Genomic DNA, 21,917 nt, shown 5'->3' on the forward strand with positions numbered 1-21,917 from the left:
ATAAAAAAAATGACATTTTCAGAAGAAAACTATCTCAAAACTATATACCATCTCACCAATATTTCGGAATCAGAAGTAAGCACGAATGCTATTGCCGAAATGATGGAAACCAAAGCATCATCAGTTACCGATATGCTTAAGAAATTAGCTGAAAAAGATTTAATAAATTACAAAAAATACCAAGGAGTTTCCCTGACCGAAAAAGGAAAACTTTCGGCGAAAATGATAGTAAGAAAACACCGTTTATGGGAAGTTTTTTTAGTGGAAAAACTGGACTTTTCATGGGACGAGGTTCATGATGTTGCCGAACAGTTGGAACACATTAAATCCGAAAAACTCATCAATAAACTGGATGATTTTCTGGGCAATCCAACCGAAGATCCGCATGGCGACCCCATTCCGGATGCCAATGGACGGATTATAAAAATTGAAAAACAATTGCTCTCAGAATTGCACGAAAATCAGGTTGGAATCTGTGTTGGCGTAAAAGACACCTCGTCGGAATTTCTGAAATATTTAGACAAACAGGAAATTGCTTTGGGTTCGAAAATTGAAATCATCGGAAAAGAAAGTTTTGATTTGTCCCTAAAAATAAAAGTAGACAACAAGGATTTAACGATTTCAAATAAAATTGCTAGTAACCTTTTTGTTAAGTTAACTTAAATAAAAAGAAGCTATATTTGGTATAATCAAAATTCAAATCATATGAAAAATATTCTTCTGGCCTTTCTGCTGATTTTTAGCGCTTCCTTATTTGCACAGAATACCGAACAGGAAAATATCAAATATGTCAAGATTACCCAAAAAAAGTGCATTAAAAAAAAGGGATATCACCTTGTTTTGAAGGAAGTATTGTCTGATTCCCGGTGTCCGGAAGGTGTGACCTGTGTTTGGGCCGGGGATGTAAAAGTGATAATTTCCCTTTATCAAAACCGAAAATTTATCGAGGACAAAACAATTACCGTTTCGTCAGTGCATCTTCAAGAAAACATAGATTGGTTTTCGAACTATTTGCCTTCAAATCAAAAAAAGATAAAAAGCATTGGTGTTTTGCCTTATCCAAAAAATGGCAGTCAAATCGATCTAAAAGATTACTATATAAAAATTGGGTATTTAAAATAAGATTAGTGACAACCTCCGCACTCATCGTCGCTGCCGCAATTTTTACCTGATTTTTTCTTTTTAAGAAAGAATTTTCTAATTAAAAAAGCAACCGCAATTCCCAAAGCAATAAAAGCAACTATTTCTTGTAGCATAGCATTTTATTTTAAAATTTGATAAGCAATCAGCGCAACAACATAAGCAAATCCAGTCATAAAAATCAACTGTCCTAAAGGCCATTTCCAACTATTGGTTTCTTTTTTGGTAATGGCAATTGTGCTGGCACATTGCATCGCAAAAGCATAGAACAACAATAAGGAGATTCCTGAAGCAAAATTGAATATTTTTTCTCCTGTTACCGGATTGACTTCGGCCGCCATTCTATTTTTGATGGTCACCTCGTTATCGCTTCCGCCAACGCTGTAAATTGTTGCTAAAGTACCTACAAAAACCTCTCTTGCAGCAAATGAACTGATAACCGCAATTCCAATTTTCCAATCATAACCTAATGGTGAAATGGCGGGTTCAATACTTTTCCCCATAATTCCAATATAGGAATTCTCTAATTTATAAGACGCAATTTTATTTTTTAGTTCTGATTTAGGCAAAGCACTGTTTTCTGTTTTTGAACTTATTATAGCTTCAGCATCATTGAATTTTTTTCCAGGTCCATAAGAAGCCAAAAACCACAAAACGACAGATATCGCGAGAATGATTTTTCCGGCACCGAAAACAAAGGCTTTGGTTTTTTCAATAACATTAATCGCTACGTTTTTAAACATAGGCAATTTATAATTTGGCATTTCGACAATGAAGAAGGTTTTGCCTTTTATTTTCAATATTTTATTTAAAATATAAGCCGAAAAAATAGCCATCCCAAAACCTAAGAGATACAATAACATTAGGGTTAAACCCTGTAAATTTAAAATTCCAAAAATGCGTTTATCAGGGATTACTAAAGCAATAATGATTGCATAAACGGGTAATCTGGCAGAACAGGTCGTGAACGGTGTTACCAAAATAGTGATTAATCGTTCTTTCCAATTTTCGATGTTTCGGGTTGCCATGATTGCTGGAATGGCGCAGGCTGTCCCGGAAATTAGAGGCACGACGCTTTTTCCGGACAAGCCAAATTTACGCATGATTTTATCCATCAGGAAAACCACGCGACTCATATAACCGCTTTCTTCCAAAATAGAAATGAATAAAAACAGGAAGGCAATTTGCGGAATAAATATCAGGATTCCGCCGATTCCGGGAATAATTCCTTGTGAAATCAAGTTGGTTAAAACACCAGGCGGAAGGGAATCGTTTGCAATACTGCTTAAGGAAGCAAAAGTGCTGTCGATGAAATCCATTGGAACACTTGACCAATCGAAAATAGATTGAAAAATAATAAACAATATGGCAAAGAAAATCACATAACCGCCAATTTTATGGGTTAAAACACGATCAATTCTACTGCGGAAATCTTTGGCGATTGATGAGTCAATGATCATTCCTTCTTTAAGGACATCATTGATAAACTGGTAGCGTTTAATGGTTTCCTTTTGTTGCAGACGTTTTAAATCCGAATGGGATTTGGTAAAAGAACTTCCGATTTCATTACGCTCTAAATTCAGGAAATTTACGTCTTGTGTAATAACCAGCCACAATTTATACAACAATTGATTTGGAAACGCTTTGCGAAGATTATTGAAATATTCCGGGTCAATACTCGAAGCATTTAAACAAGGTTCAACTGAAAGGGATTTGTAATTGACAATTAAATTTTTTAATTCATCAATCCCATAGCCTTTTCGGGTACTGATTAAAGCAATCTTGGTTTTTAGATGTTCTTCAAGATAAGTTATGTTTAATGAAATTCCTTTATACTTCATTCTATCCGCCATATTAATGACTAGAATAGTTGGAATTTCTAAGTCTTTTATTTGGGTAAAAAGCAGTAAATTTCGTTTCAAATTTTCTACATCCGTAACTACAATTGCCACGTCCGGATACAATTTATCATTTTTATTCAGCAAAAGTTCAATTACGACATTCTCATCAATAGAACTTGCATTTAAACTATAGGTTCCGGGCAAATCAAGTACATTGGCTTTGATATTGTTGGGCAATTTGCAAAAGCCAATCTTTTTTTCAACGGTAATTCCGGGATAATTCCCTACCTGTTGGTTCATACCGGTCAACTCATTAAAAACCGAGGTTTTCCCCACGTTAGGATTCCCTATCAGAGCTATGTTGATATTTTTGCCGCTCATTATAAGTTGTTTTTGATTATTTCAACTTCAATCTCGCGTGCAGTTTCAATACGGATAGCCAAGTGAGAGCCATTTACATTTAAATATAAAGGATCGCCAAAGGGAGCAACTTGAAGTAATTCCACCATATTACCCGGCAAGCATCCCATCTCCAGTAATTTCAATGGAACCGTGTCTACGTCAAAGTCTTTTATGATGGCTTTTTCGCCTTTTTTAAGGGAATATATGGTGGTACGCAAGTCTTATTTAGATTGAATTAAGATTACAAAAGTACATATTATAATACTAAATTAAATGATAATTATCATTTTTGTAACTTTTTACAGTCAACAACAGTACGAAAAAGGATTGCTTCGGGGAGTTTGTAAGCGAATGAAAAAATTGCTGCTTAATCGTTACATAAAAAATTAATATCTGCAATCAACCGCTGAATATCTTCTTTTTTGGTTCCGTCATAAAAACCACGAACACGTTTTTTAGCATCTACCAAAACAAAGTTTTCGGTGTGAACCATATCGTATAATTCTTCTGGTTTTCCAAGTTTCACCGCCAAATAGGATTTTCTGGCCATGGTGTAAATCGCTTTTTTGTCACCGGTAACTAAATTCCATTTGCTGTCCATCACGCCATTTTTGATCGCATATTTTTTTAAGACAGGAACACTGTCAGTTTCTGGGAACACTGTATGGGAGAGTAACATTACTTTTGGGTTATTGATAAATGCTTTTTGAACTGCTGCTAAATTGGTAGTCATTTTTGGGCAAATAGAACCGCAAGTCGTGAAGAAAAAATCGGCCACATAAATCTTGCCTTCGTAATCTTTTTGAGTAATGGTTTTCCCGTTTTGGTTTATAAAAGAAAAATCGGCAATCGTGTGGTATTTACTAATATATTGTACCGTACTATCAACCAGTTCGGGATTTACCATTGATGGGTTGTATATCGGTAATGTTTTTTGTGGTTTTAAAGCGTTATAAAACAACGAAATAATCACTATTGAAAGGATTAGCATTACGCCAAAGAAAATACGGTATCTTTTTAAGAAAGAAAACATAAATATTTTTTTTGCAAAAATACGAAAACGAGTCCTGTTATAATTCAAATTAACAGAATGTTATTCGGAATAAAATTTAACATTATTTAAAAGTTTTATCGATAGTTTTGTAATAGTAATAACTAAACCAATATAAAAATGAAAATGCAGTTCAATAAAAAACTTCTTTTTGTAATTCCGGTAATTATTGGATTTACACCATGTCATGCCCAAAAAGGACCAGCTCCGAAAGAACCGGGAATCAATGTTTCTTTTATGGATAAATCGGTAAAACCAGGAAATGATTTCTTCCGATTTGTAAACGGAACCTGGTATGATAAAACCGAAATCCCAAGCGACAAAACCCGTTGGGGAAGTTTTGATGAATTGCGTCAAAAAACAGATACCGATGCTTTGGCTATTTTGAAAGAAGCAGCAGCAAATCCAAAATACAAATCCAGTACCGATCAAGGCAAAGCCATCAATCTATACAAATCCATTATGGATACGGTGGCAAGAAATAAACAGGGAATTGCGCCTTTGAAACCCTATTTAGCAAAAATCAATGCCATAAAAAACAGCAACGACTTACAAAAACTAATGATTGAGATGGAACCCATCGGTGGAATTGGTTTTTTTGGTGTTGGAGTAGGTGCGGATGATAAAAATAGTACCAAAAACTCAGTATTCCTTGGATTAGGAAGATTGGGTCTGCCGGACAAAGACTATTATGTTTCGGAAGATAAAGATTCAAAAGAAAAACGTGAAAAATATGTGCTTCACGTTGCAAGAATGTTGCAGTTTATTGGAGAAACTCCTGCTAAAGCAAAAGAAAATGCCAACAAAATCTTAGCATTGGAAATCGAATTATCGAAACCAAGATTAGACAGGGTAGAGCGAAGAGATAGCAGAAAACAATACAATCCAATGACGGTTGCCGATCTTCAAAAAATGACGCCTGCCGTAAATTGGGAAAATTATCTTTCAGGTGTTGGTTTTTCAAAATTAGATACCATCATTGTTACACAGCCAAGATATATGGCTGCTTTGCAAACGATTTTGTCAGAAAATAAAATTGAGGACTGGAAAGCCTACATGCGTTGGTCTTTATTGAACAGATCTGCAGGACAATTATCTTCTGCAATTGGTGCTGCAAATTTCGATTTTTACGGAAAAGCATTGACCGGCGCCATCAAACAAAGACCCCTTGAAGAAAGAGCTTTGCAAACCATAAATGGTTCCGTCGGAGAAGCATTAGGGAAATTATATGTAGAAAAAATGTTTCCGGCTGAAGCCAAATTAAAAGCTGAAAAAATGATACAAAATGTCATTTTAGCTTATCAAAACAGGATAAATAATTTGACATGGATGTCTGCAGAGACCCGTAAAAGCGCTGTAGAAAAATTAAACAAAGTGACCATCAAAATTGGTTATCCGGATAAATGGAAGGATTATTCCGCATTAAACTTAAAAAGCCCAGTCGAAGGCGGAAGCTATTTTGACAATGTGATTACGCTGTCCCGTTGGAATTATAAAGACGATTTAGAAAAATTAAAAAAACCGGTTGACAAAACCGAATGGGGTATGTCGCCACAAACTGTAAACGCCTATTATAATCCTTCTTATAACGAAATTGTATTCCCTGCGGCCATTTTACAACCGCCATTTTACAATTATCAGGCAGATGAAGCCGTAAACTATGGTGGAATTGGCGCCGTAATCGGTCACGAAATTTCTCATGGATTTGATGATTCCGGAGCACGATATAATGCTGACGGAAACTTGGTAGATTGGTGGACAGCAGAAGATTTGAAACAATTTACAGTACTAGGAAATGCATTGGCAGATCAATATAGTGCATTAGAACCATTACCTGGAATCCATGTGGACGGAAAATTCACACTTGGAGAAAACATCGGCGATTTAGGTGGAATTAATGCGGCTTACGATGGACTGCAATTGTATTTGAAAGAAAATGGAAATCCTGGATTAATCGATGGTTTCACACCAGAACAACGGTTGTTTATTTCTTGGGCTACCATCTGGCGTTCAAAAATGCGTGACGAAGCGATTAAAAATCAGGTAAAAACAGACCCGCATTCTCCAGGAATGTATCGTGCGTATGTGCCGATACAAAATGTAGATGCATTTTATGATGCCTTTGGAATTAAAAAAGGAGACGGAATGTATGTTGCGCCGGAAAACCGAGTGAAAATCTGGTAATTGACAATTTTATATAAAAGAAAGATCCCATCAGCCTCGGCAGATGGGATCTTTTTATTCTCTTATTTTATTAAATATTCCTGCATAAAACGAATTACGGCCAAGCGCTGAAAATCGATATTGGATTTCTTTTTAAATCCGTGGCCTTCGTCTTTTGCTTCCAAATACCAAACCGTATTGCCTTGGGCTTTTAGTTTATCGCGCATTTGGGTGGCTTCGGTAACGGGAACTCTTGGATCGTTTGTCCCCTGAATTATAAATAGGGGTTTTTTGATTTTATCAATATTGTTTAAAGGCGCCATTTTTTCGAAAAAAGCAGCCATTTTCGGGTCTCTTTCATCACCGTATTCCACTCTTCTTAAATCCCTTCTGTATTCTTCGGTGTTTTTCAAAAAAGTATTGAAATTGGAAATCCCTACAATGTCAACTGAACATTTTATCTTATCTGCATAATGGAACGCTGTCGCTAAAGTCATATAACCGCCATAACTTCCTCCCATAATCATCACCCGGTCTTTGTCTAATTCGGGTTGTTGTGCAATCCAGTCCAATAAAGCACCAATATCTTTTACCGAATCTTCTCTCAAAAATCCGTTGTCTTTGGTTAAAAAAGTTTTTCCAAATCCAGACGAACCGCGAACGTTTGGAGCTATTAAGGCGACACCCATCTCATTGGTGTAATAATTATTAGAACCCAAAAAGGAAGCCAGAGATTGACCTTCAGGACCACCGTGAATACTGATTAACACAGGTCTTTTACCAGTGAATTTTGTTGCTGCTGGATAATAAAAGCCAGAAATTTTCAGATTATCAAAACTTTTCCATTCGATGAACTTAGGGGTTGACATGTCTGATTTTTGCATTTCGCCCAACTCACTTTCTGTCCAACGTTCTATGTTTCCTGTTTTTAAAGTAAGTTTATAAACATCGGCTGCCGATTGTGCTGTTGATTGTGTGAAGAAAACATTCTGATTGTCTTTTGTAAAACTGGCGCCTCCGATTAAACCGATTGAAAGGTTTTTAACCTCTTTATAAGATTTGTCATTTGCGTTCATCAAATACATTTTGTTCAATCCTGCTTCATTGGTTATGAAAACAATTGACTTTTCATCTTCGGATAAATCATAATTTTCCACATTCCAGGGAATATTTGAAGTGTGATAACTTACCTTTTTTGTGTCTAAATTTAAAGTAGCCAGACGTTCAAATTCATTGTCTTTATCCGTTACAAACCAAATCTCATTATTCCTGTCCGAAAAATTAGCTTCAGATTGTATGATGCCTTTGGATTTTCTATCCGTGATTTCGGTTAACTTCCCGGATTCGATGTCCAATAACCAAATATGGGATTCATTGGCCGAAATATATTCACCCACCAATAATTTTTTATAGTCTGAAGAAATATCGTGTATGCCCCATCCACCGCCTTTTACTTGTAAAATTAGTTTGTCCGATTTAGGATTGTTCGGATCCATATAATAAATATCGCGGTCTCCGCCATTTCTTCTGGTAGAGGAGTAATAGAATCCTTTTCCGTCTTTACGCCAAGTTACGCCGCCATTTTGGGAACGGCCACCATTGGTTAATAGCGTAGATTGAAGTGTTTTTAAATCAAGTTTAAATAATTGCCCAAATTCATTTCCTCCAATATCTTTTGAATAAATCAGATATTCTCCTTTTACAGGTTCATAAGTTGCGCCACTAACCGGCTCGTCGAAAAAAGTGATTTGTGTTCTCGCTCCCATGGGCTGGGTAACCCGGTGAAGTTGTGATGTCGAACCAAATCGGGTGTTAATGATAATGTCGTTTTTTGTAGGATGGATTTCTGCCAAAGAAGCACTTCTTGATTCTGAATATTTTTTTACCTCAGTGGCCAATTCTTTGGGTATTTCGGCGATATTTTCGGCAATCAAATTTTCATTTGGAACGACTACACCTTTCTTCTGTTGTCCGTGAACGGCAAATAGCGAAAGAGAGGTTGCAATTAAAAAAACAATTTTTAGCTTCATAGTTTTTAATTTTATTAGGTTCAGATACTACTTTTTCGTGCTTTTCTCAGCGAATAATTTACCATATACAATCCGAATAAGGTAACTGTGCCCCCTATTGCAATGGCAGCATTGAGCGTTTCTCCAAAAATTACAGCACCTAAAATTACAGCTATTATCGGATTTATGTAAGCATAAATGCTACTTATTTCAGCAGGAAGATGCTGAAGCGCATAGATAAAGGCGATAAAAGTAAGGACCGATCCAAAAACGACTAAATAAGCGATAGACCACCACGAAATGGCTGGAATAGAACTTAAACTAACGGAAGTGCCAGTTGCTCCGGTATAGGCAAAAAGTAAAATACTCGAAAGGAACATTTGTAATCCCAAACTAAAATACGGATTAAAACTTGCCGCTTTTTTCTTAGTGTATAAGGAACCAAAGGCCCAAGTTAGAGTCGCTATTAAAGACAGAATAATGCCAAATCTAAAATCAGGAATCAGGAAATCATTTAAATGATCATAGAAAATGACACAAACGCCTCCAAAACTGACTATTAAACCAATAACCGTTATTCGCGCCAATCGTTCGCCTCGGAAAAAAGTAATGATGACAATCCATAAAGGGACAATGGCTCCAATGATGGCGCCCAATCCGCTACTGATGTACTTTATGCCCCAAGTGCTTAAGCCGTTACTCAGCACAAAATTAAGAATGCTCAGAATAATGATGGTTTTCCATTGTTTCCCTTTTGGCCAGGGCGTTTTTTTGAATAAGAAAAACGAAATATATATAAATCCACCGATGAATTGCCTGATGGCAGCCAATTGTAAAGCCGGCATGTGTTTCACGCCTTCTTTTGAAGCTATCCAAGTAGTGCCCCAAAAGAAACTGACCCAGCACAAGGCTAAAATGGGTAATCCAATCGTATTTATTCTGGACGAAAATGCGTTGCGTATTCTGGTTCTCACGTTATAAATTTGTTATCATAAAATTATAGTCTAAAACCTTTTCGACTTTCTCACTCAAAATTGTTTTCCCTACAGATGATTTGTCATGGTTAAATTCCGGCAAAGCCAAATTCAATTCCACAGCTTTTTGAGTATAATATTCTTCTCGCGTTGGATGAAAAGGAGCCACTGCATTGAAAGTTTCGTTCCAATAATCTTTTTCAATGATTCTTAAAATAATACCGATGCAATCTTTTTGATGAATTAGATTTATTGGGCCATCAGGGTTTTCAAGGTTATTTCGTCCAGCTAAAAACTTGATTGGATGTCGGTCTTCGCCAATTAATCCGCCAAAACGGACAACAGTGGTTTGGACGTTTTTGTTGCTTTGCAAAAGAGTTTCCGCTTCTAATAATTGCTTTCCGGATTCGGTATCCGGTTGAGGTTTGGTTTCTTCAGTTACAATTGAATTATCATCATTATAAACCGAAGTAGAACTAACAAACAGCACTTTTTTGACTGATGATTCTTCAATAAATGGAATTAGAATTGCTATTTTATTTACAAAATTCTCTTTTTCGGCACCCCGTAATTTGGGTGGAATATCAATAATCAGGATTTCCGAGTTTTCTAAAAAAGCAAAAATATCACCTTCAGTCTGATGGGCAGAAAGCGAAATCAAAAAAGCATGGATCCCTAAATTTTCAAATTCAGAAATTTTATTAATTGAAGTGGTGGAACCATTTACAGAAAATCCTTGTTCTAATAAAACTTTCGCCAATGGCAAACCCAACCAGCCACAACCAAGAATACTAATTTGTTTCATTTGCAGCTGGAATTGTATTGTTTATAATAATTAGGTTATGCCTTTTCATTAAATTTTGATTTTTAAAATCCTAAGGTTCTTTTATAAATTTTACTTGCTGATTTACATTTTGTATTATTTTCTGTTTAATTACCACAGCATCATTCAAAACAAATGGCATCGGCATCATCCAAGATTCACGTTTTGCAATCGCAAATCCACTTTGTGTCATTAAATCGAAAGAACTTTCCATCAGACTCATATCCAAAACAGTATTTTTAGCAACAGAAAATTGAAGTTCCAAAGGTTCGTTCTCCACCACATAATAACTGATTATTTTCTTGCCTTTTCGTTGATATCTGGAACCTTTTTGATCTAAAGCACCAGCGCCATTGGCCTTCAAATTATGGAAAACTATTTTTTCATTGGCATAAATATCATAACGATTGACTTTTAATCTTTGAGGTGTAATTTTAATTTTTAAATAACGTCGATTGCCAATAATGCTGTCTTGAACAAATTCTATCCTCTGGCCAGAGATATCTTTTACCGGTGCATCAGCCATAAAAGTAAACCCCGAATTGTATTTGCTGTATAAAGGATATGTATTTAATATTGAAGCATCTTTTGGATGATCACTCAAATATTTTTTGGTCCATCCATCCAAATTGGTGTCATATGTTGCCCAAACCGCTTTGTTTTTGTCGGCATCATATACATAAAGTAAACTGTTTGGTTTTGCTTTTCCTTTTTCATAACCCGAATGCAAATGAGCATTCACAAAAAATCCAACAGAAATTAAAAACATCAAAAGCGACCAAACCCATTTTTTGTAAAATGAACCGAGAACGGGCAATAATAATCCGAAAACCAAAATCGTCAAAATCGCACTTCCAGCCAAAATTTTTAATCCTAATCCTATGGGAAACATGATGATGAATGGCACGAAAATAATAAGTGCGGGAATACTCAAAATCAAATTCAGGGTTTTGTTAAATTTTTGAGTGATAACAAAATAACCCAACATAATCAATCCAAAGAAGACAGGAATTATAAAAAATCCTGCTCCTGGCAGAGCAAAAGCAATCGCGAAATTGAGGATAATCCAAAGGAATAATGGCGCAATTGCATGGTTGATGGCCAATTTTCCGGCATTTGAATTTCTGTAAAATAAAAATCCGATTGCTAAACTTAAAAATCCAAATGCAGCAATATAATCGTGTCCGTTGTAGGTGAATCCCTGAAGAATATCATTGTATTGAGGATAAAGTGCCAGCATGATTTTCCAGCCTAAAAAAGTTAGGATTCCAGAAACCGTTAACGAACCGAATAAAGGTAAAAATCCTTTTCCGATTTCTTTTACAGTCAAAATTCTTTTACCAATTCCAATAAAAACCAAAGCCAAAAATAACAGAATTGCTAAAATCAGCATTGGAAAAATCCAACTAAAAGGATAATTTACAAAATAAAAGGGAATGTTGAAATACACATAATCCTTTGTCGAATTCATGTTTTTCAAATCAGCATTCGAGAAATGTTTCAATAATGGCATTAAATAAGTGCCCTGATGTGCAACTGTTTTTTGGCTCACATGATCGAAATCGTCTTGCGCGGTATGATAATTAAAATGATTGTCAATAAAAGCAAAATTAAACCCCTGAATATTTCCCTGTTCCCGAAAAACCGTTAAATCGGTGTCATTCGGCAACATTTTATAAATACTGTACATCAATGAATTAGAAACGGGATATTTCGGATTGGCTTCTGAAAAAATTTTGACCAGTGCTCCATTTCCTTGATTCACTTCCATTAACATGTAGGAAGGGCCGGCAGAACCCCGGGCTTCAAAATTCAGAACCAAACCGATGTCTTTGGCCCAATTGCTTTTCTTAACAAAAAGTGCGGCGCCATTTAAACCCAATTCTTCTGCATCCGAAAACAAAATAATAATATCATTCTTATGCGGTGTTTTGTTGTGCAAAAAAGTACGTATTCCTTCCAATATTGTGGCAACCCCAACCGCATTATCGCTCGCGCCATGGGAATAGGAATGGGGCGCGCTGTCATAATGAGAAAGCAGTAATAACGCTTTGGAGTTGTTTGAACCTTTTATTCGGGCTAAAATATTTTTAGATTTTACCAGATTTCCCCAATCTGAAAGTGTTGTTCCCTCTTGGCTTTGAGTTTCTAAACCTAATTTTCGCAATTCCTTCTCAAGATAATCAGCAACGACTTTGTGGTTTTCGGAACCTATATAATGCGGTTCTTTTGAAATCATGGCGACTTGTTCCAAAGTTCTTTTGGTAGAAAATTCGGAAAGGGGACCTTCTTCTTTTGAAACCCATTGCGGCATCATGGAGAGATAAATCAAACCAAGAATCCCGAGGATAAATAAGGCGGATAATATTGAAGAATAGTTTCTTTTCATCAGATAAAAATTTGGGTTTTAAATGTCTTTCTTGACTAACATGTAAAAATCATTATCCAAAAAGAGATAGCCCTGGTCATAAATAAAATGATAGGTGTTTCCGGTTTTGGTCTGCAAAATATTCGTGAAGAATTCAAAATCGAAGCCTTTGCTTAGTAATTTTGTTCGGGTGGTTTTTGATTTCCCTTCGATATTAAGTTCGGACAGAATACGATAGTTTTTACGCAACTTATTGTTCACATTGCGCATGAAGTTGTTACTGTCTTTGTTAATTTTGTTATTGTAAGCATTCCGGCAGCCATCGCTGCAAAACTTTTTGTCCTCGCGACCCACAATTTTTTCACCACATTCTAAACAGGTTTTCATGGATTGATTTTTTTAATTTCATACAAGTCTGTTCTACGGTCTTTTAGAATCCTGGCGCTTCCATGTTCATGAAGTTCTTTAAGCAAATTTATATCCACATCAACAATCAAGGTCATTTCCGTATTAGGAGTTGTTTCCGCTTTTATTCCCGTGCTTGGAAACGCAAAATCAGAAGGCGTAAAAACCGCAGATTGTGCATATTGGATATCCATATTGTTTACTTTCGGAAGATTTCCGACGCAACCGGCAATGGCTACATAACATTCATTTTCTATGGCTCGGGCCTGTGCACAGTGTTTTACTCTTACATAACCACTTTGATTATCGGTTAAAAACGGTACAAATAAAATATTCATTCCCTCATCAACCATTAATCTTGATAGCTCCGGAAATTCAACATCATAACAAATCATAATGCCTATTTTACCGCAATCGGTATCAAAAGTTTTGATTTGCGAACCGCCTTTCATTCCCCAATGCAAGACTTCATTCGGGGTAATATGAATCTTATAATACATTTCAGAAGTTCCGTCTCTTTTACAAAGAAAACCGACATTGTACAAAGTGCCATTTTCTAAATAAGGCATACTTCCTGAAATGATATTAATATTATAAGAGATGGCAAATTCCTGAAAACGCTTACGAATAGGATCTGCATATTTTGCAAGTTCTCTAATGGCATCAGGTTCAGACAAATGATTGTAATCTGCCATAAGCGGAGCAATAAATAACTCCGGGAAAAGGGCAAAATCAGTTTTATAACCGGATACGGCATCAATAAAAAATTCGGCCTGCTCAAATAAAGCATCCAAGTCTTTTAACGGGCGCATTTGCCACTGAATTAATCCAAGTCGGATGATGCTTTTTTGAGTATTTAATAATTGAGGACTTTCATCATAATAAATATTGTTCCATTCTAATAAAACGGCAAACTCTTTGGAGTCTATATCCCCAGCAAGATAGTTTTTCATGATTCTCATTACGTGGAAATCATTACTCAACTGAAAAGAAAGTACAGGGTCATGCAATTCTTTTAGTTTTACTTTATCGATATATTTTTTGGGAGTCAGTTCTTGGGCATATTTGCTGTAATTCGGAATTCTTCCTGCAAAAACGATGGCCTTCAGATTCAATTTTTCACACAATTCTTTTCGGGCATCATACAATCGTCTCCCTAGTCGCAAACCCCTGTAATCAGGATGAATAAAGACATCTATTCCATATAAAATTTCTCCTTTTGGATTGTGTGTAGAGAAAGTGAAATTTCCTGTTATCCTGGCATAATTGGGATTTTTATCCACCAGAATTTCGTCTACAATTAATGAAAATGCGGCGCCAACCACTTTTTTGTCTGCCAAAATCACTACTTGTCCTTCAGGAAACATATCAAGTAATTTTTCAATATCTTCTTCTTTCCAATGCGAGTCTTCCAACTCTGGATAAGATTTTATCATTGATTTTTTTAACTCCTTGTAGTCTTCAATCTTCAGATTCCGTAATTCTACTTTTTTTATTTTTGCCTGCATAACATTTTATTTTCTTTAATTATTGAATTTGGAAAGGACGCGGTAATTTAAACACACTTTTTTTAAGAGCGAAAAGCTTGGGCATTTTTATAAATCATTTTCCTGCTTTTGCCTTTATCTCTTCACTGCGTTACGAGGATATCGGCGCTATCAGGGCTAGATAAGATTCGTATTTTGTGTTTACTTTTAATGATTCTAAGATTTAGATTCAATCAAATATAGCATTAAATTTCCATTTACAAACGGTTACAAACAACTACAAACGAAATTAAATAGTTTACAACCGAATAACTTTTGGAAACCGCCACATCTTTGCATCGTTGATTTGAAACAACAATCAGCACGAACGAAAATCATTTATTATAATCAATTAAATTTTACACGCCATGAATGCAATGAAAAACAGAGTACAGTTAATCGGAAACGTAGGAAACGATCCGGAAATCAAAAATTTTGACGGAGGAAAAAAATTAGCCAATCTAACCATCGCCACGAACGACAGTTACAAAAACGACAAAGGAGAAAAAGTAGAACAAACCGAATGGCACAGAATAACCGCATGGGGAAAAACTGCTGAAATCATCGAAAAATATGTGATCAAAGGCAGGGAAATTGCCGTCGAAGGCAAACTGACGCACAGAAGTTACGATGATAAAAACGGTGAAAAACGTTATGTCACAGAAGTTGTGGTGACTGAAGTACATCTTTTAGGTAAATAATTAGAGGTTTTATGAAAGTCAAATTATTTAACATAGGACTTAATCCTGAAAATCTCATTTCCGATCAAGGACAATTAAATGACTTTTTAGAAAGGATAAAATTTGTAAAATCGGACACTCATTTTGTGGAATCGGAAGCCAATTATTGGTCGGTTATGATTCATTATGAAGAGAAAGTTGAAACAAAAACAGTCGAACAAATTCAAGAATCGGATTTGACATCGGATCAGCTTCATATCTTGCAACATTTAAAGCAATGGAGAACTGATAAAGCAACTGAATTGAACCTTTCCGGTTTTATGATTTGCCATAACTCTGAATTAATCAACATTGCCGTCAAAAAGCCAAACAATATGGAGGAGCTAAAACGAATTAAAGGATTTGGGGATAAAAAAACCGAAAGCATGGAGATGATATTATTTCCGTTTTGAATGCTTTGTAGAATTATTAAAAATAAACTGAAAACCATCGGCAACTGTCGGTGGTTTTTTTATTTTAATAAAAATCTGCCATTCATCAATTCCTGAAAACAATCCACAAATTGTCCCACATGAAAACCATCCATTAATCCGTGATGCACGTGAATAGACATGGACATGGTTCTTTTTCCATTTTCAGCAATCATCATTTTTCCAAACGAGATTTTCGGACAACTGTCTGCAAAAGAAAAACTTCTCGCATGTGAAAGCGAAGTAAAATTCAGCCACGGAACGGCCGAAAAATGAATCAGGTTGTCCTCTTCAAAACTTCGGGTAAAAAGTCCCGGAGTTTTTTGAATACGTTCGATTTCCATTAAAGCATTTTTAGAAAAAACCTGAAAATCAGCGTCGTATTCCATCAATGAAAATCCGAATGAATTATCTGCTCTGCTTATGGTTGCCGAACCGTTAATTTGGTCGTAAACAAAGATATTATCTTCTGAAATTCTATACCTGAATGGTTCAATGCTATTGACAGCAACCAATGTTTTGTGTAAATAATAGACAAAAAAAGAGGAGTCTAAAGCTTTCGCAGTTTCATAAGCTTTGGTACAATCGATTTCGATAATGGCGCCAAAAAAAGGCTCTTCAAATTTCCTGAAAAAATGAAAATGTTCCTTTCTAGACCAATTATCAATATCTAAAAGTGTTTTCACTATTGTAAAATTTTTAGAACATCAATAATTTTTTCGACTGCACTGAAGTTTTGGTGTTCCACTTTATGGTCAATGCGTTCATGCTCCCAAGTGGTGTGAAACGGAATATGAATGGCATATCCACCGATTTCTAAAACGGGCAAAACATCCGATTTTAGGGAGTTGCCAATCATCATAAATTCAGAAGGCTGAATGTCCAAACGCTTCACCAGTTTCTGATAATTGATTTCCTGTTTGTCATCCATCACTTCAATATGATGAAAATAATTACCCAATCCGGATTTGTGTAATTTCCGTTGTTGGTCTTTTAAATCGCCTTTGGTAGCGACAACCAATTTGTATTTTCCATGAAGTGCCTGCAAGGTTTCTTCAACACCATCAATCAATTCAATCGGTTTTTCGATTAAATCTTTTCCGTATTCGGTGATTTTTTTAATAAAATCAACACTAATAGTACCGTTTGAAACTTTAATCGCTGCTTCAATCATCGAAAGAATATACCCTTTTATCCCATAACCATACAAAGGCAGATTGTTCACCTGAGTGGTAAAAAGCTCTCGCGAAAGTCCCTGATGTGACAGATAATCTTCAAGAAGCACGCAAAATTTCTTTTCGGCTTCTTCAAAATAAGGCTCGTTGATAAACAAGGTATCATCGGCGTCGAAAGCAATTACTTTTAGGTTCATAATAGTATATTTTAATCCTTTCAGACTTTTAAACGCTGAAAGGATTTTAAAAATTATCTTTAATTTATGCTTTCCCCATTCGCAACACCATCAGCATCCGGATTCACAAAAACCAATTTTCCTTCTGCGTTATTTGTCATCAGAATCATGCCCTGACTTTCTACGCCACGTAACATTCTTGGTGCCAGATTCACTAAAACAGTCACTCGTTTTCCAATGATTTCTTCCGGAGAAAAACTTTCTGCAATTCCTGAAACTATCGTGCGAACGTCAATTCCGGTATCGATTTTCAAAACTAAAAGTTTGTTGGCTTTTGGCATTTTTTCCGCTTCTAAGATGGTTCCGACACGCAAATCCATTTTGGCAAAATCCTCATATTGAATCGCTTCTTTTTGAGGTTCCACGTTTTTGTTTTCGGCTTTGTTGGCTACTTTGGTGGCTTCCAGTTTATCGATTTGTTTTTGGATTTCCTCATCTTCAATTTTAGAAAACAACAATTCGGCTTCGCCAATCTGATGTCCGGCCGGAATTAAATCAGAATCTTCCGCAATGGTTTTCCAACTGATTTTATCTTCAATTTTTAAAATTCTTGATAATTTAGTCGAAGTGAAAGGCAGAAATGGTTCACACAAAACGCTTAATGCTGCTGCGATTTGCAACGCCACATACATTTGCGTTTGCACGCGTTCCGGATTGTCTTTGATGACTTTCCAAGGCTCTTCGTCGGCTAAATATTTATTTCCCAAGCGGGCAACGTTCATTAATTCGCCTAAAGCCTCTCTGAATCTGTATCGTTCTATTGAACTCGAAATTACAGCAGGATACGCTTTCAATTCTGTTAAAGTCGCTTCGTCAACTTCAGAAAGTTCGTTGGGTTGCGGAACAATTCCGGTGTAATATTTGTTGGTTAAAACCACGACACGATTGATGAAATTCCCAAAAATCGCCACCAATTCATTATTGTTTCTCGCCTGAAAATCTTTCCAGGTAAAGTCATTGTCTTTTGTTTCCGGAGCATTTGAAGTCAATGCATAACGCAACACATCCTGCTGATTCGGGAAATCTTCCAAATATTCATGCAACCAAACTGCCCAGTTTTTGGACGTTGATAATTTATTTCCTTCCAAATTCAAGAACTCATTCGCTGGTACATTATCTGGCAAAATATAACTTCCTTCAGCTTTTAGCATCGCAGGGAAAATAATGCAGTGAAAAACAATATTGTCTTTTCCGATAAAGTGTACCAGTTTGGTGTCTTTATCTTTCCAATAAGGCTCCCAGTCTTTTCCTTCACGCAATGCCCATTCTTTGGTAGATGAAATATAACCAATCGGCGCATCAAACCATACATATAATTTTTTTCCTTCAGCACCTTCCACCGGAACATCAATTCCCCAATCAAGGTCACGAGTTACCGCACGAGGTTCCAATCCCCCATCAATCCATGATTTTACCTGTCCGTAAACGTTCGGTTTCCAGTCATTTTTATGTCCAACAAGAATCCATTCTTTCAAAAAATCTTCATAACGGTCCAAAGGTAAAAACCAGTGTTTCGTCGATTTCATAATCGGTGTTTCTCCCGTGATGGTCGATTTTGGATTAATTAAATCCGTTGCATTCAAAGTTGAACCACATTTTTCACATTGGTCACCGTAGGCTTCTTCGTTGCCGCATTTTGGACAAGTTCCCACCACAAAACGGTCGGCTAGAAACTGATCTGCCTTTGCATCATACAATTGCTCGGTCACTTCCTCGATAAAATCGCCTTGATTATACAGTTTTCTAAAAAATTCCGAAGCGGTATCATGATGAATCTTAGATGAAGTTCGGGAGTAATTATCAAACGAAATTCCGAAATCAATAAACGACTTGCGAATTATTCCATCATATTTATCGATTACTTCCTGTGGTGTAATGCCTTCTTTTTTGGCTTTCATCGAAATCGCCACGCCGTGTTCATCGCTTCCGCAAACAAACGCCACGTCTTTTCCCTGCAAACGCAAGTATCTGGAATAAATATCGGAAGGCACATAAACACCCGCCAAATGGCCAATGTGAATCGGTCCGTTCGTATAAGGCAATGCCGCTGTAATGGTATATCTTTTTGGATTTTGTAACATAACTCAATTTAATTGACTGCAAAAATAAGCAATAGAATTTTTATTTGAAGCTATTTCCCGCTATACGTTGCAATCTTATTGTTTTTAAAGGAAAAACAATAAGGATTTCCACTTTTATCGGGGCTGGGGATTTAGTGGTCGATCACAAGAGTTGATTCCGAATTGAAACTTAGGTTCAAAAATAATTGCAAGATTACTAAATTGTAACACTATATTTTACAATCTTTGACCCAAAATAAACGAAAAGCGTTATGAGCAAAACAAAATTAATAATCAATAAAAACGGTTCTATAAAAATAGAAGGTGATTTCGAAATATTGGACCAAGAAGGGAGTGTTTATGGACTACAGGGAAGAGCCGCATTGGGTCTTTGTCGCTGTGGATTATCATCAAGTAAACCTTTTTGTGATGGCTCACACCGCAATAATTTTGAACATGATTCAATAGCGTTTGATTTGCCTCCAATGAAAACGAATTAAAGAATTCATTTTTGTGCTTAGCGCATCAGAAAAGTTGCATTTTTAATGCGGCTTTTTTTATGTTTGTAGATTAGAATTAAAGAAGATTATAAATTATGGCAAAAGGACCCGAAAAAAACATTAAAAATAAGGCTTTACACACCAAATTGCTAAATCGGAAAAAGGCTAAAGTTCAGGAAGAGAAAAAAGAAAAAAACTTACGCTTGAAAGCTTTGGTTACAAAAATGAATCAGAAAAAAAAATGATAACGAATCCGAAGTCAGTTAAATGTTAACGCTAATCAATCTGTGCGAATCTGTGTAATTTGTAGTAAAAAAACATTTCGATTCTTCACTATTTTACCCGAAATTTGCAGCACATATTCAAACACAAAACCTATGGAATTCGGTAGAATAATTATTTCAGAAACCGCAATGAACAGTGAAAATCTCCAAGATGTGATTCACTCTAATATTTCGGTAATCAACTTAATGCGGGAGGAAGGCGTGAACGATGATTTGATTCATGAAGATGCTTTAATGAGTTATTATTTAGATTATTATACATCGCAATATACCGAAGGAAATTTTGCTCAATTTGTATATAATTCGGGTTGGGATAAGGAACTAAACGAATTGATAGAAGAAGGTTTGGCCTTGATTGGCGCTGAAAAGCATTTGGAATTATTCCAACAGCAATCCAAAAAAGTAAAATTAATGAGCAGTGTAAAGCTGACTAAATTTCTGAAAGGGAAACTGGAAGGCGTAAATCCAACCCGGGATTTGCTCAACAACGATACTTTTTTTGAAATAGAAGAAAACCTTGTTACTTTGAATGCTGATTTTTTAAAAACACACCCAGATTTCGAAGTGCTTTCTGTAGACGACATGTTTGCAACCTTAGAAGAATTTGTGGGTCATGAGATTAAAAGATTGTAAACTACAGCAATCCAATTTAAGATTAACGGGATGGTATTTCGACCAGTTCTTTATGAGTTTTCAAAATCCATTTACCCGAAAAGGATAAAAGAAATTTTAAAGGTATAGTATTTGCGTCCCATTTACCAAAAACCGTAAAATCTACCCAGAAGACATGCCAATCACCATAACTTTTATACATTTGTTTTATACATTTCAAAATCAAATGAGGAAAACCAAAACCATTTTATTTTTATTTCTTTTTTTGACTTTCTATTCACAAGCACAAAACCATAAAATTATGCCAGAATTTTTGAAAAAAGGAGATACCGTTGGTATTACGGCAACAGCCAGAAAAATTGATATTGAAACTTTACAACCCGCCATCAAATTACTGGAAAGTTGGGGATTGCATGTAGTGATTGGAAGAACCATCGGAAAAGAGGAAAATCAATTGGCAGGACCGGATTGGCTTCGTGCGACAGATTTTCAGGAAATGCTGGACAACCCAAAAATAAAAGCGATTTGGGGCGCCAAAGGCGGTTATGGAACCGTCCGTATTATCGACAGACTTGATTTTACGAATTTCAAAAAGAAACCAAAATGGATTGTTGGTTTTAGCGATATGACCATTTTACACAGTCACATTAACAACATGGGTATTGGTACTTTGCACGGTATGATGGCTCTTAGTACCAAAACAGCCACTCCAGAAGCGAGTGAAAGTTTACGAAAAGCATTATTTGGCGAAAAATTGGAATACCACATTCCGAACCATGCATTTAATAAAAAAGGAAAAGCGGAAGGCGAATTAGTCGGTGGGAATCTGTCGGTTTTGTATAGTCTTATGGGCTCAAAATCCGAAATCGACTACAAAGGCAAAATCCTTTTCATTGAAGATTTAGATGAATATCTGTATCATATCGACCGAATGATGATGAACCTGAAGCGCAACGATTATTTTGATGGTTTGAAGGGGATGATTATTGGCGGCATGACGAGTATGAATGACAATGAAATTCCCTGGGGAAAAGACGCGTTAGAAATTATTCAGGATGTGACTAAAGATTTTCCTTTTCCGGTAGTTTATAATTTTCCTGCCGGGCATCTTAAAGACAATCGTGCTTTGATTCTGGGAAAAACAGTGACTTTGGAAGTAAACGAAAAAGGATCAATTCTTAAATTTAAATAATTTAAA

Annotated in this window: 21 protein-coding genes; 8 read left to right on the forward strand and 13 right to left on the reverse strand. The window is 35.9% G+C overall.

All coding sequences use genetic code 11. The features are described 5' to 3' along the window. Window positions 1–9: 9 nt before the first annotated feature. Together VI621_RS09465 and VI621_RS09470 are read left to right on the forward strand one after the other, a co-directional pair. On the forward strand, window positions 10–663 hold the full coding sequence (locus VI621_RS09465; protein ID WP_324218136.1) for a metal-dependent transcriptional regulator: 654 nt from the start codon (window positions 10–12) through the stop codon (window positions 661–663). Between the two features lie 42 nt (window positions 664–705). Beyond that, window positions 706–1,122 carry a hypothetical protein gene (locus VI621_RS09470; RefSeq protein WP_324218137.1) on the forward strand — a complete coding sequence of 139 codons (417 nt, stop codon included), beginning with the start codon at window positions 706–708 and terminating at the stop codon, window positions 1,120–1,122. A 2-nt stretch (window positions 1,123–1,124) separates the two neighbouring features. Here VI621_RS09470 and VI621_RS09475 read toward each other — a convergent pair whose 3' ends face one another. The 4 genes from VI621_RS09475 to VI621_RS09490 form a co-directional block, all read right to left on the reverse strand. Continuing rightward, a complete protein-coding gene (locus tag VI621_RS09475) occupies window positions 1,125–1,256 on the reverse strand; it encodes a FeoB-associated Cys-rich membrane protein (protein WP_324218138.1) in 132 nt (43 codons plus the stop codon). Between the two features lie 6 nt (window positions 1,257–1,262). Continuing rightward, window positions 1,263–3,362: a ferrous iron transport protein B gene (feoB, locus tag VI621_RS09480; RefSeq protein WP_324218139.1), complete on the reverse strand. Its 2,100-nt coding sequence runs from the start codon at window positions 3,360–3,362 to the stop codon at window positions 1,263–1,265. After that, window positions 3,362–3,601: a FeoA family protein gene (locus VI621_RS09485; protein WP_324218140.1), complete on the reverse strand. Its 240-nt coding sequence runs from the start codon at window positions 3,599–3,601 to the stop codon at window positions 3,362–3,364. Before VI621_RS09485 ends, feoB begins: the two co-directional genes overlap by 1 nt. A 149-nt stretch (window positions 3,602–3,750) precedes the next feature. Beyond that, on the reverse strand, window positions 3,751–4,416 hold the full coding sequence (locus VI621_RS09490; RefSeq protein WP_324218141.1) for an SCO family protein: 666 nt from the start codon (window positions 4,414–4,416) through the stop codon (window positions 3,751–3,753). 138 nt (window positions 4,417–4,554) lie between these two features. Here VI621_RS09490 and VI621_RS09495 point away from each other — a divergent pair, with 138 nt between their 5' ends. Continuing rightward, on the forward strand, window positions 4,555–6,618 hold the full coding sequence (locus tag VI621_RS09495) for a M13 family metallopeptidase (RefSeq protein WP_324218142.1): 2,064 nt from the start codon (window positions 4,555–4,557) through the stop codon (window positions 6,616–6,618). Window positions 6,619–6,680: 62 nt separating this feature from the next. Here the strand turns inward: VI621_RS09495 and VI621_RS09500 are convergent, their stop codons facing one another. The 6 genes from VI621_RS09500 to VI621_RS09525 form a co-directional block, all read right to left on the reverse strand. After that, window positions 6,681–8,627, reverse strand: a complete 1,947-nt coding sequence (locus VI621_RS09500) for a S9 family peptidase (protein WP_324218143.1) — start codon at window positions 8,625–8,627, stop codon at window positions 6,681–6,683. 20 nt (window positions 8,628–8,647) lie between these two features. Further along, window positions 8,648–9,580, reverse strand: coding sequence for a DMT family transporter (locus VI621_RS09505; protein WP_324218144.1), 933 nt, complete (start codon window positions 9,578–9,580; stop codon window positions 8,648–8,650). A 1-nt stretch (window position 9,581) separates the two neighbouring features. Next, window positions 9,582–10,385, reverse strand: coding sequence for an SDR family oxidoreductase (locus VI621_RS09510; protein WP_324218145.1), 804 nt, complete (start codon window positions 10,383–10,385; stop codon window positions 9,582–9,584). Between the two features lie 70 nt (window positions 10,386–10,455). Then, window positions 10,456–12,792, reverse strand: coding sequence for a M28 family peptidase (locus tag VI621_RS09515; RefSeq protein ID WP_324218146.1), 2,337 nt, complete (start codon window positions 12,790–12,792; stop codon window positions 10,456–10,458). A gap of 18 nt (window positions 12,793–12,810) precedes the next feature. Then, window positions 12,811–13,158 (reverse strand): hypothetical protein, encoded by a 348-nt coding sequence (locus tag VI621_RS09520; protein ID WP_324218147.1) that lies wholly within the window; start codon window positions 13,156–13,158, stop codon window positions 12,811–12,813. Further along, window positions 13,155–14,684 carry a bifunctional GNAT family N-acetyltransferase/carbon-nitrogen hydrolase family protein gene (locus VI621_RS09525; protein WP_324218148.1) on the reverse strand — a complete coding sequence of 510 codons (1,530 nt, stop codon included), beginning with the start codon at window positions 14,682–14,684 and terminating at the stop codon, window positions 13,155–13,157. Before VI621_RS09525 ends, VI621_RS09520 begins: the two co-directional genes overlap by 4 nt. A gap of 386 nt (window positions 14,685–15,070) precedes the next feature. Here VI621_RS09525 and VI621_RS09530 point away from each other — a divergent pair, with 386 nt between their 5' ends. Further along, the gene (locus tag VI621_RS09530) at window positions 15,071–15,403 is read left to right on the forward strand and encodes a single-stranded DNA-binding protein (protein ID WP_324218149.1); all 333 of its coding nucleotides are present in this window, start codon (window positions 15,071–15,073) and stop codon (window positions 15,401–15,403) included. Between the two features lie 11 nt (window positions 15,404–15,414). Further along, window positions 15,415–15,834, forward strand: coding sequence for an HRDC domain-containing protein (locus tag VI621_RS09535; RefSeq protein ID WP_324218150.1), 420 nt, complete (start codon window positions 15,415–15,417; stop codon window positions 15,832–15,834). 59 nt (window positions 15,835–15,893) lie between these two features. On the opposite strand, the gene VI621_RS09540 is transcribed toward VI621_RS09535, so the two are convergent. The 3 genes from VI621_RS09540 to metG are packed head-to-tail and all read right to left on the reverse strand — an operon-like array spanning window position 15,894 to window position 19,344. Further along, window positions 15,894–16,538, reverse strand: coding sequence for a chloramphenicol acetyltransferase (locus tag VI621_RS09540; protein WP_324218151.1), 645 nt, complete (start codon window positions 16,536–16,538; stop codon window positions 15,894–15,896). After that, window positions 16,538–17,224 carry an HAD family hydrolase gene (locus VI621_RS09545; protein ID WP_324218152.1) on the reverse strand — a complete coding sequence of 229 codons (687 nt, stop codon included), beginning with the start codon at window positions 17,222–17,224 and terminating at the stop codon, window positions 16,538–16,540. Before VI621_RS09545 ends, VI621_RS09540 begins: the two co-directional genes overlap by 1 nt. Window positions 17,225–17,283: 59 nt before the next feature. Further along, window positions 17,284–19,344, reverse strand: a complete 2,061-nt coding sequence (metG, locus tag VI621_RS09550; RefSeq protein WP_324218153.1) for a methionine--tRNA ligase — start codon at window positions 19,342–19,344, stop codon at window positions 17,284–17,286. Window positions 19,345–19,595: 251 nt separating this feature from the next. Here metG and VI621_RS09555 point away from each other — a divergent pair, with 251 nt between their 5' ends. The 3 genes from VI621_RS09555 to VI621_RS09565 all read left to right on the forward strand — a co-directional run bounded on the left by VI621_RS09555 (window position 19,596) and on the right by VI621_RS09565 (window position 21,911). After that, window positions 19,596–19,823 (forward strand): CDGSH iron-sulfur domain-containing protein, encoded by a 228-nt coding sequence (locus tag VI621_RS09555; protein WP_324218154.1) that lies wholly within the window; start codon window positions 19,596–19,598, stop codon window positions 19,821–19,823. A 377-nt stretch (window positions 19,824–20,200) separates the two neighbouring features. Beyond that, complete coding sequence (locus VI621_RS09560; protein WP_324218155.1) at window positions 20,201–20,740, forward strand: DMP19 family protein; 540 nt, start codon at window positions 20,201–20,203, stop codon at window positions 20,738–20,740. Window positions 20,741–21,020: 280 nt separating this feature from the next. Next, window positions 21,021–21,911, forward strand: a complete 891-nt coding sequence (locus VI621_RS09565; RefSeq protein WP_324218156.1) for an LD-carboxypeptidase — start codon at window positions 21,021–21,023, stop codon at window positions 21,909–21,911. Window positions 21,912–21,917: the final 6 nt, after the last annotated feature.

The sequence above is a fragment of the Flavobacterium sp. genome (assembly GCF_035292545.1).
GTDB lineage: Bacteria > Bacteroidota > Bacteroidia > Flavobacteriales > Flavobacteriaceae > Flavobacterium.

Bases quoted from the DNA above. Each gene is read 5' to 3' on its own strand.
- VI621_RS09465 (WP_324218136.1), top strand. From the start codon at position 10: ATGACATTTTCAGAAGAAAACTATCTCAAAACTATATACCATCTCACC.
- VI621_RS09470 (WP_324218137.1), top strand. From the start codon at position 706: ATGAAAAATATTCTTCTGGCCTTTCTGCTGATTTTTAGCGCTTCCTTA.
- VI621_RS09475 (WP_324218138.1), bottom strand. From the start codon at position 1,256: ATGCTACAAGAAATAGTTGCTTTTATTGCTTTGGGAATTGCGGTTGCT.
- feoB (WP_324218139.1), bottom strand. From the start codon at position 3,362: ATGAGCGGCAAAAATATCAACATAGCTCTGATAGGGAATCCTAACGTG.
- VI621_RS09490 (WP_324218141.1), bottom strand. From the start codon at position 4,416: ATGTTTTCTTTCTTAAAAAGATACCGTATTTTCTTTGGCGTAATGCTA.
- VI621_RS09495 (WP_324218142.1), top strand. From the start codon at position 4,555: ATGAAAATGCAGTTCAATAAAAAACTTCTTTTTGTAATTCCGGTAATT.
- VI621_RS09500 (WP_324218143.1), bottom strand. From the start codon at position 8,627: ATGAAGCTAAAAATTGTTTTTTTAATTGCAACCTCTCTTTCGCTATTT.
- VI621_RS09510 (WP_324218145.1), bottom strand. From the start codon at position 10,385: ATGAAACAAATTAGTATTCTTGGTTGTGGCTGGTTGGGTTTGCCATTG.
- VI621_RS09515 (WP_324218146.1), bottom strand. From the start codon at position 12,792: ATGAAAAGAAACTATTCTTCAATATTATCCGCCTTATTTATCCTCGGG.
- VI621_RS09520 (WP_324218147.1), bottom strand. From the start codon at position 13,158: ATGAAAACCTGTTTAGAATGTGGTGAAAAAATTGTGGGTCGCGAGGAC.
- VI621_RS09525 (WP_324218148.1), bottom strand. From the start codon at position 14,684: ATGCAGGCAAAAATAAAAAAAGTAGAATTACGGAATCTGAAGATTGAA.
- VI621_RS09530 (WP_324218149.1), top strand. From the start codon at position 15,071: ATGAATGCAATGAAAAACAGAGTACAGTTAATCGGAAACGTAGGAAAC.
- VI621_RS09535 (WP_324218150.1), top strand. From the start codon at position 15,415: ATGAAAGTCAAATTATTTAACATAGGACTTAATCCTGAAAATCTCATT.
- VI621_RS09545 (WP_324218152.1), bottom strand. From the start codon at position 17,224: ATGAACCTAAAAGTAATTGCTTTCGACGCCGATGATACCTTGTTTATC.
- metG (WP_324218153.1), bottom strand. From the start codon at position 19,344: ATGTTACAAAATCCAAAAAGATATACCATTACAGCGGCATTGCCTTAT.
- VI621_RS09555 (WP_324218154.1), top strand. From the start codon at position 19,596: ATGAGCAAAACAAAATTAATAATCAATAAAAACGGTTCTATAAAAATA.
- VI621_RS09560 (WP_324218155.1), top strand. From the start codon at position 20,201: ATGGAATTCGGTAGAATAATTATTTCAGAAACCGCAATGAACAGTGAA.
- VI621_RS09565 (WP_324218156.1), top strand. From the start codon at position 21,021: ATGCCAGAATTTTTGAAAAAAGGAGATACCGTTGGTATTACGGCAACA.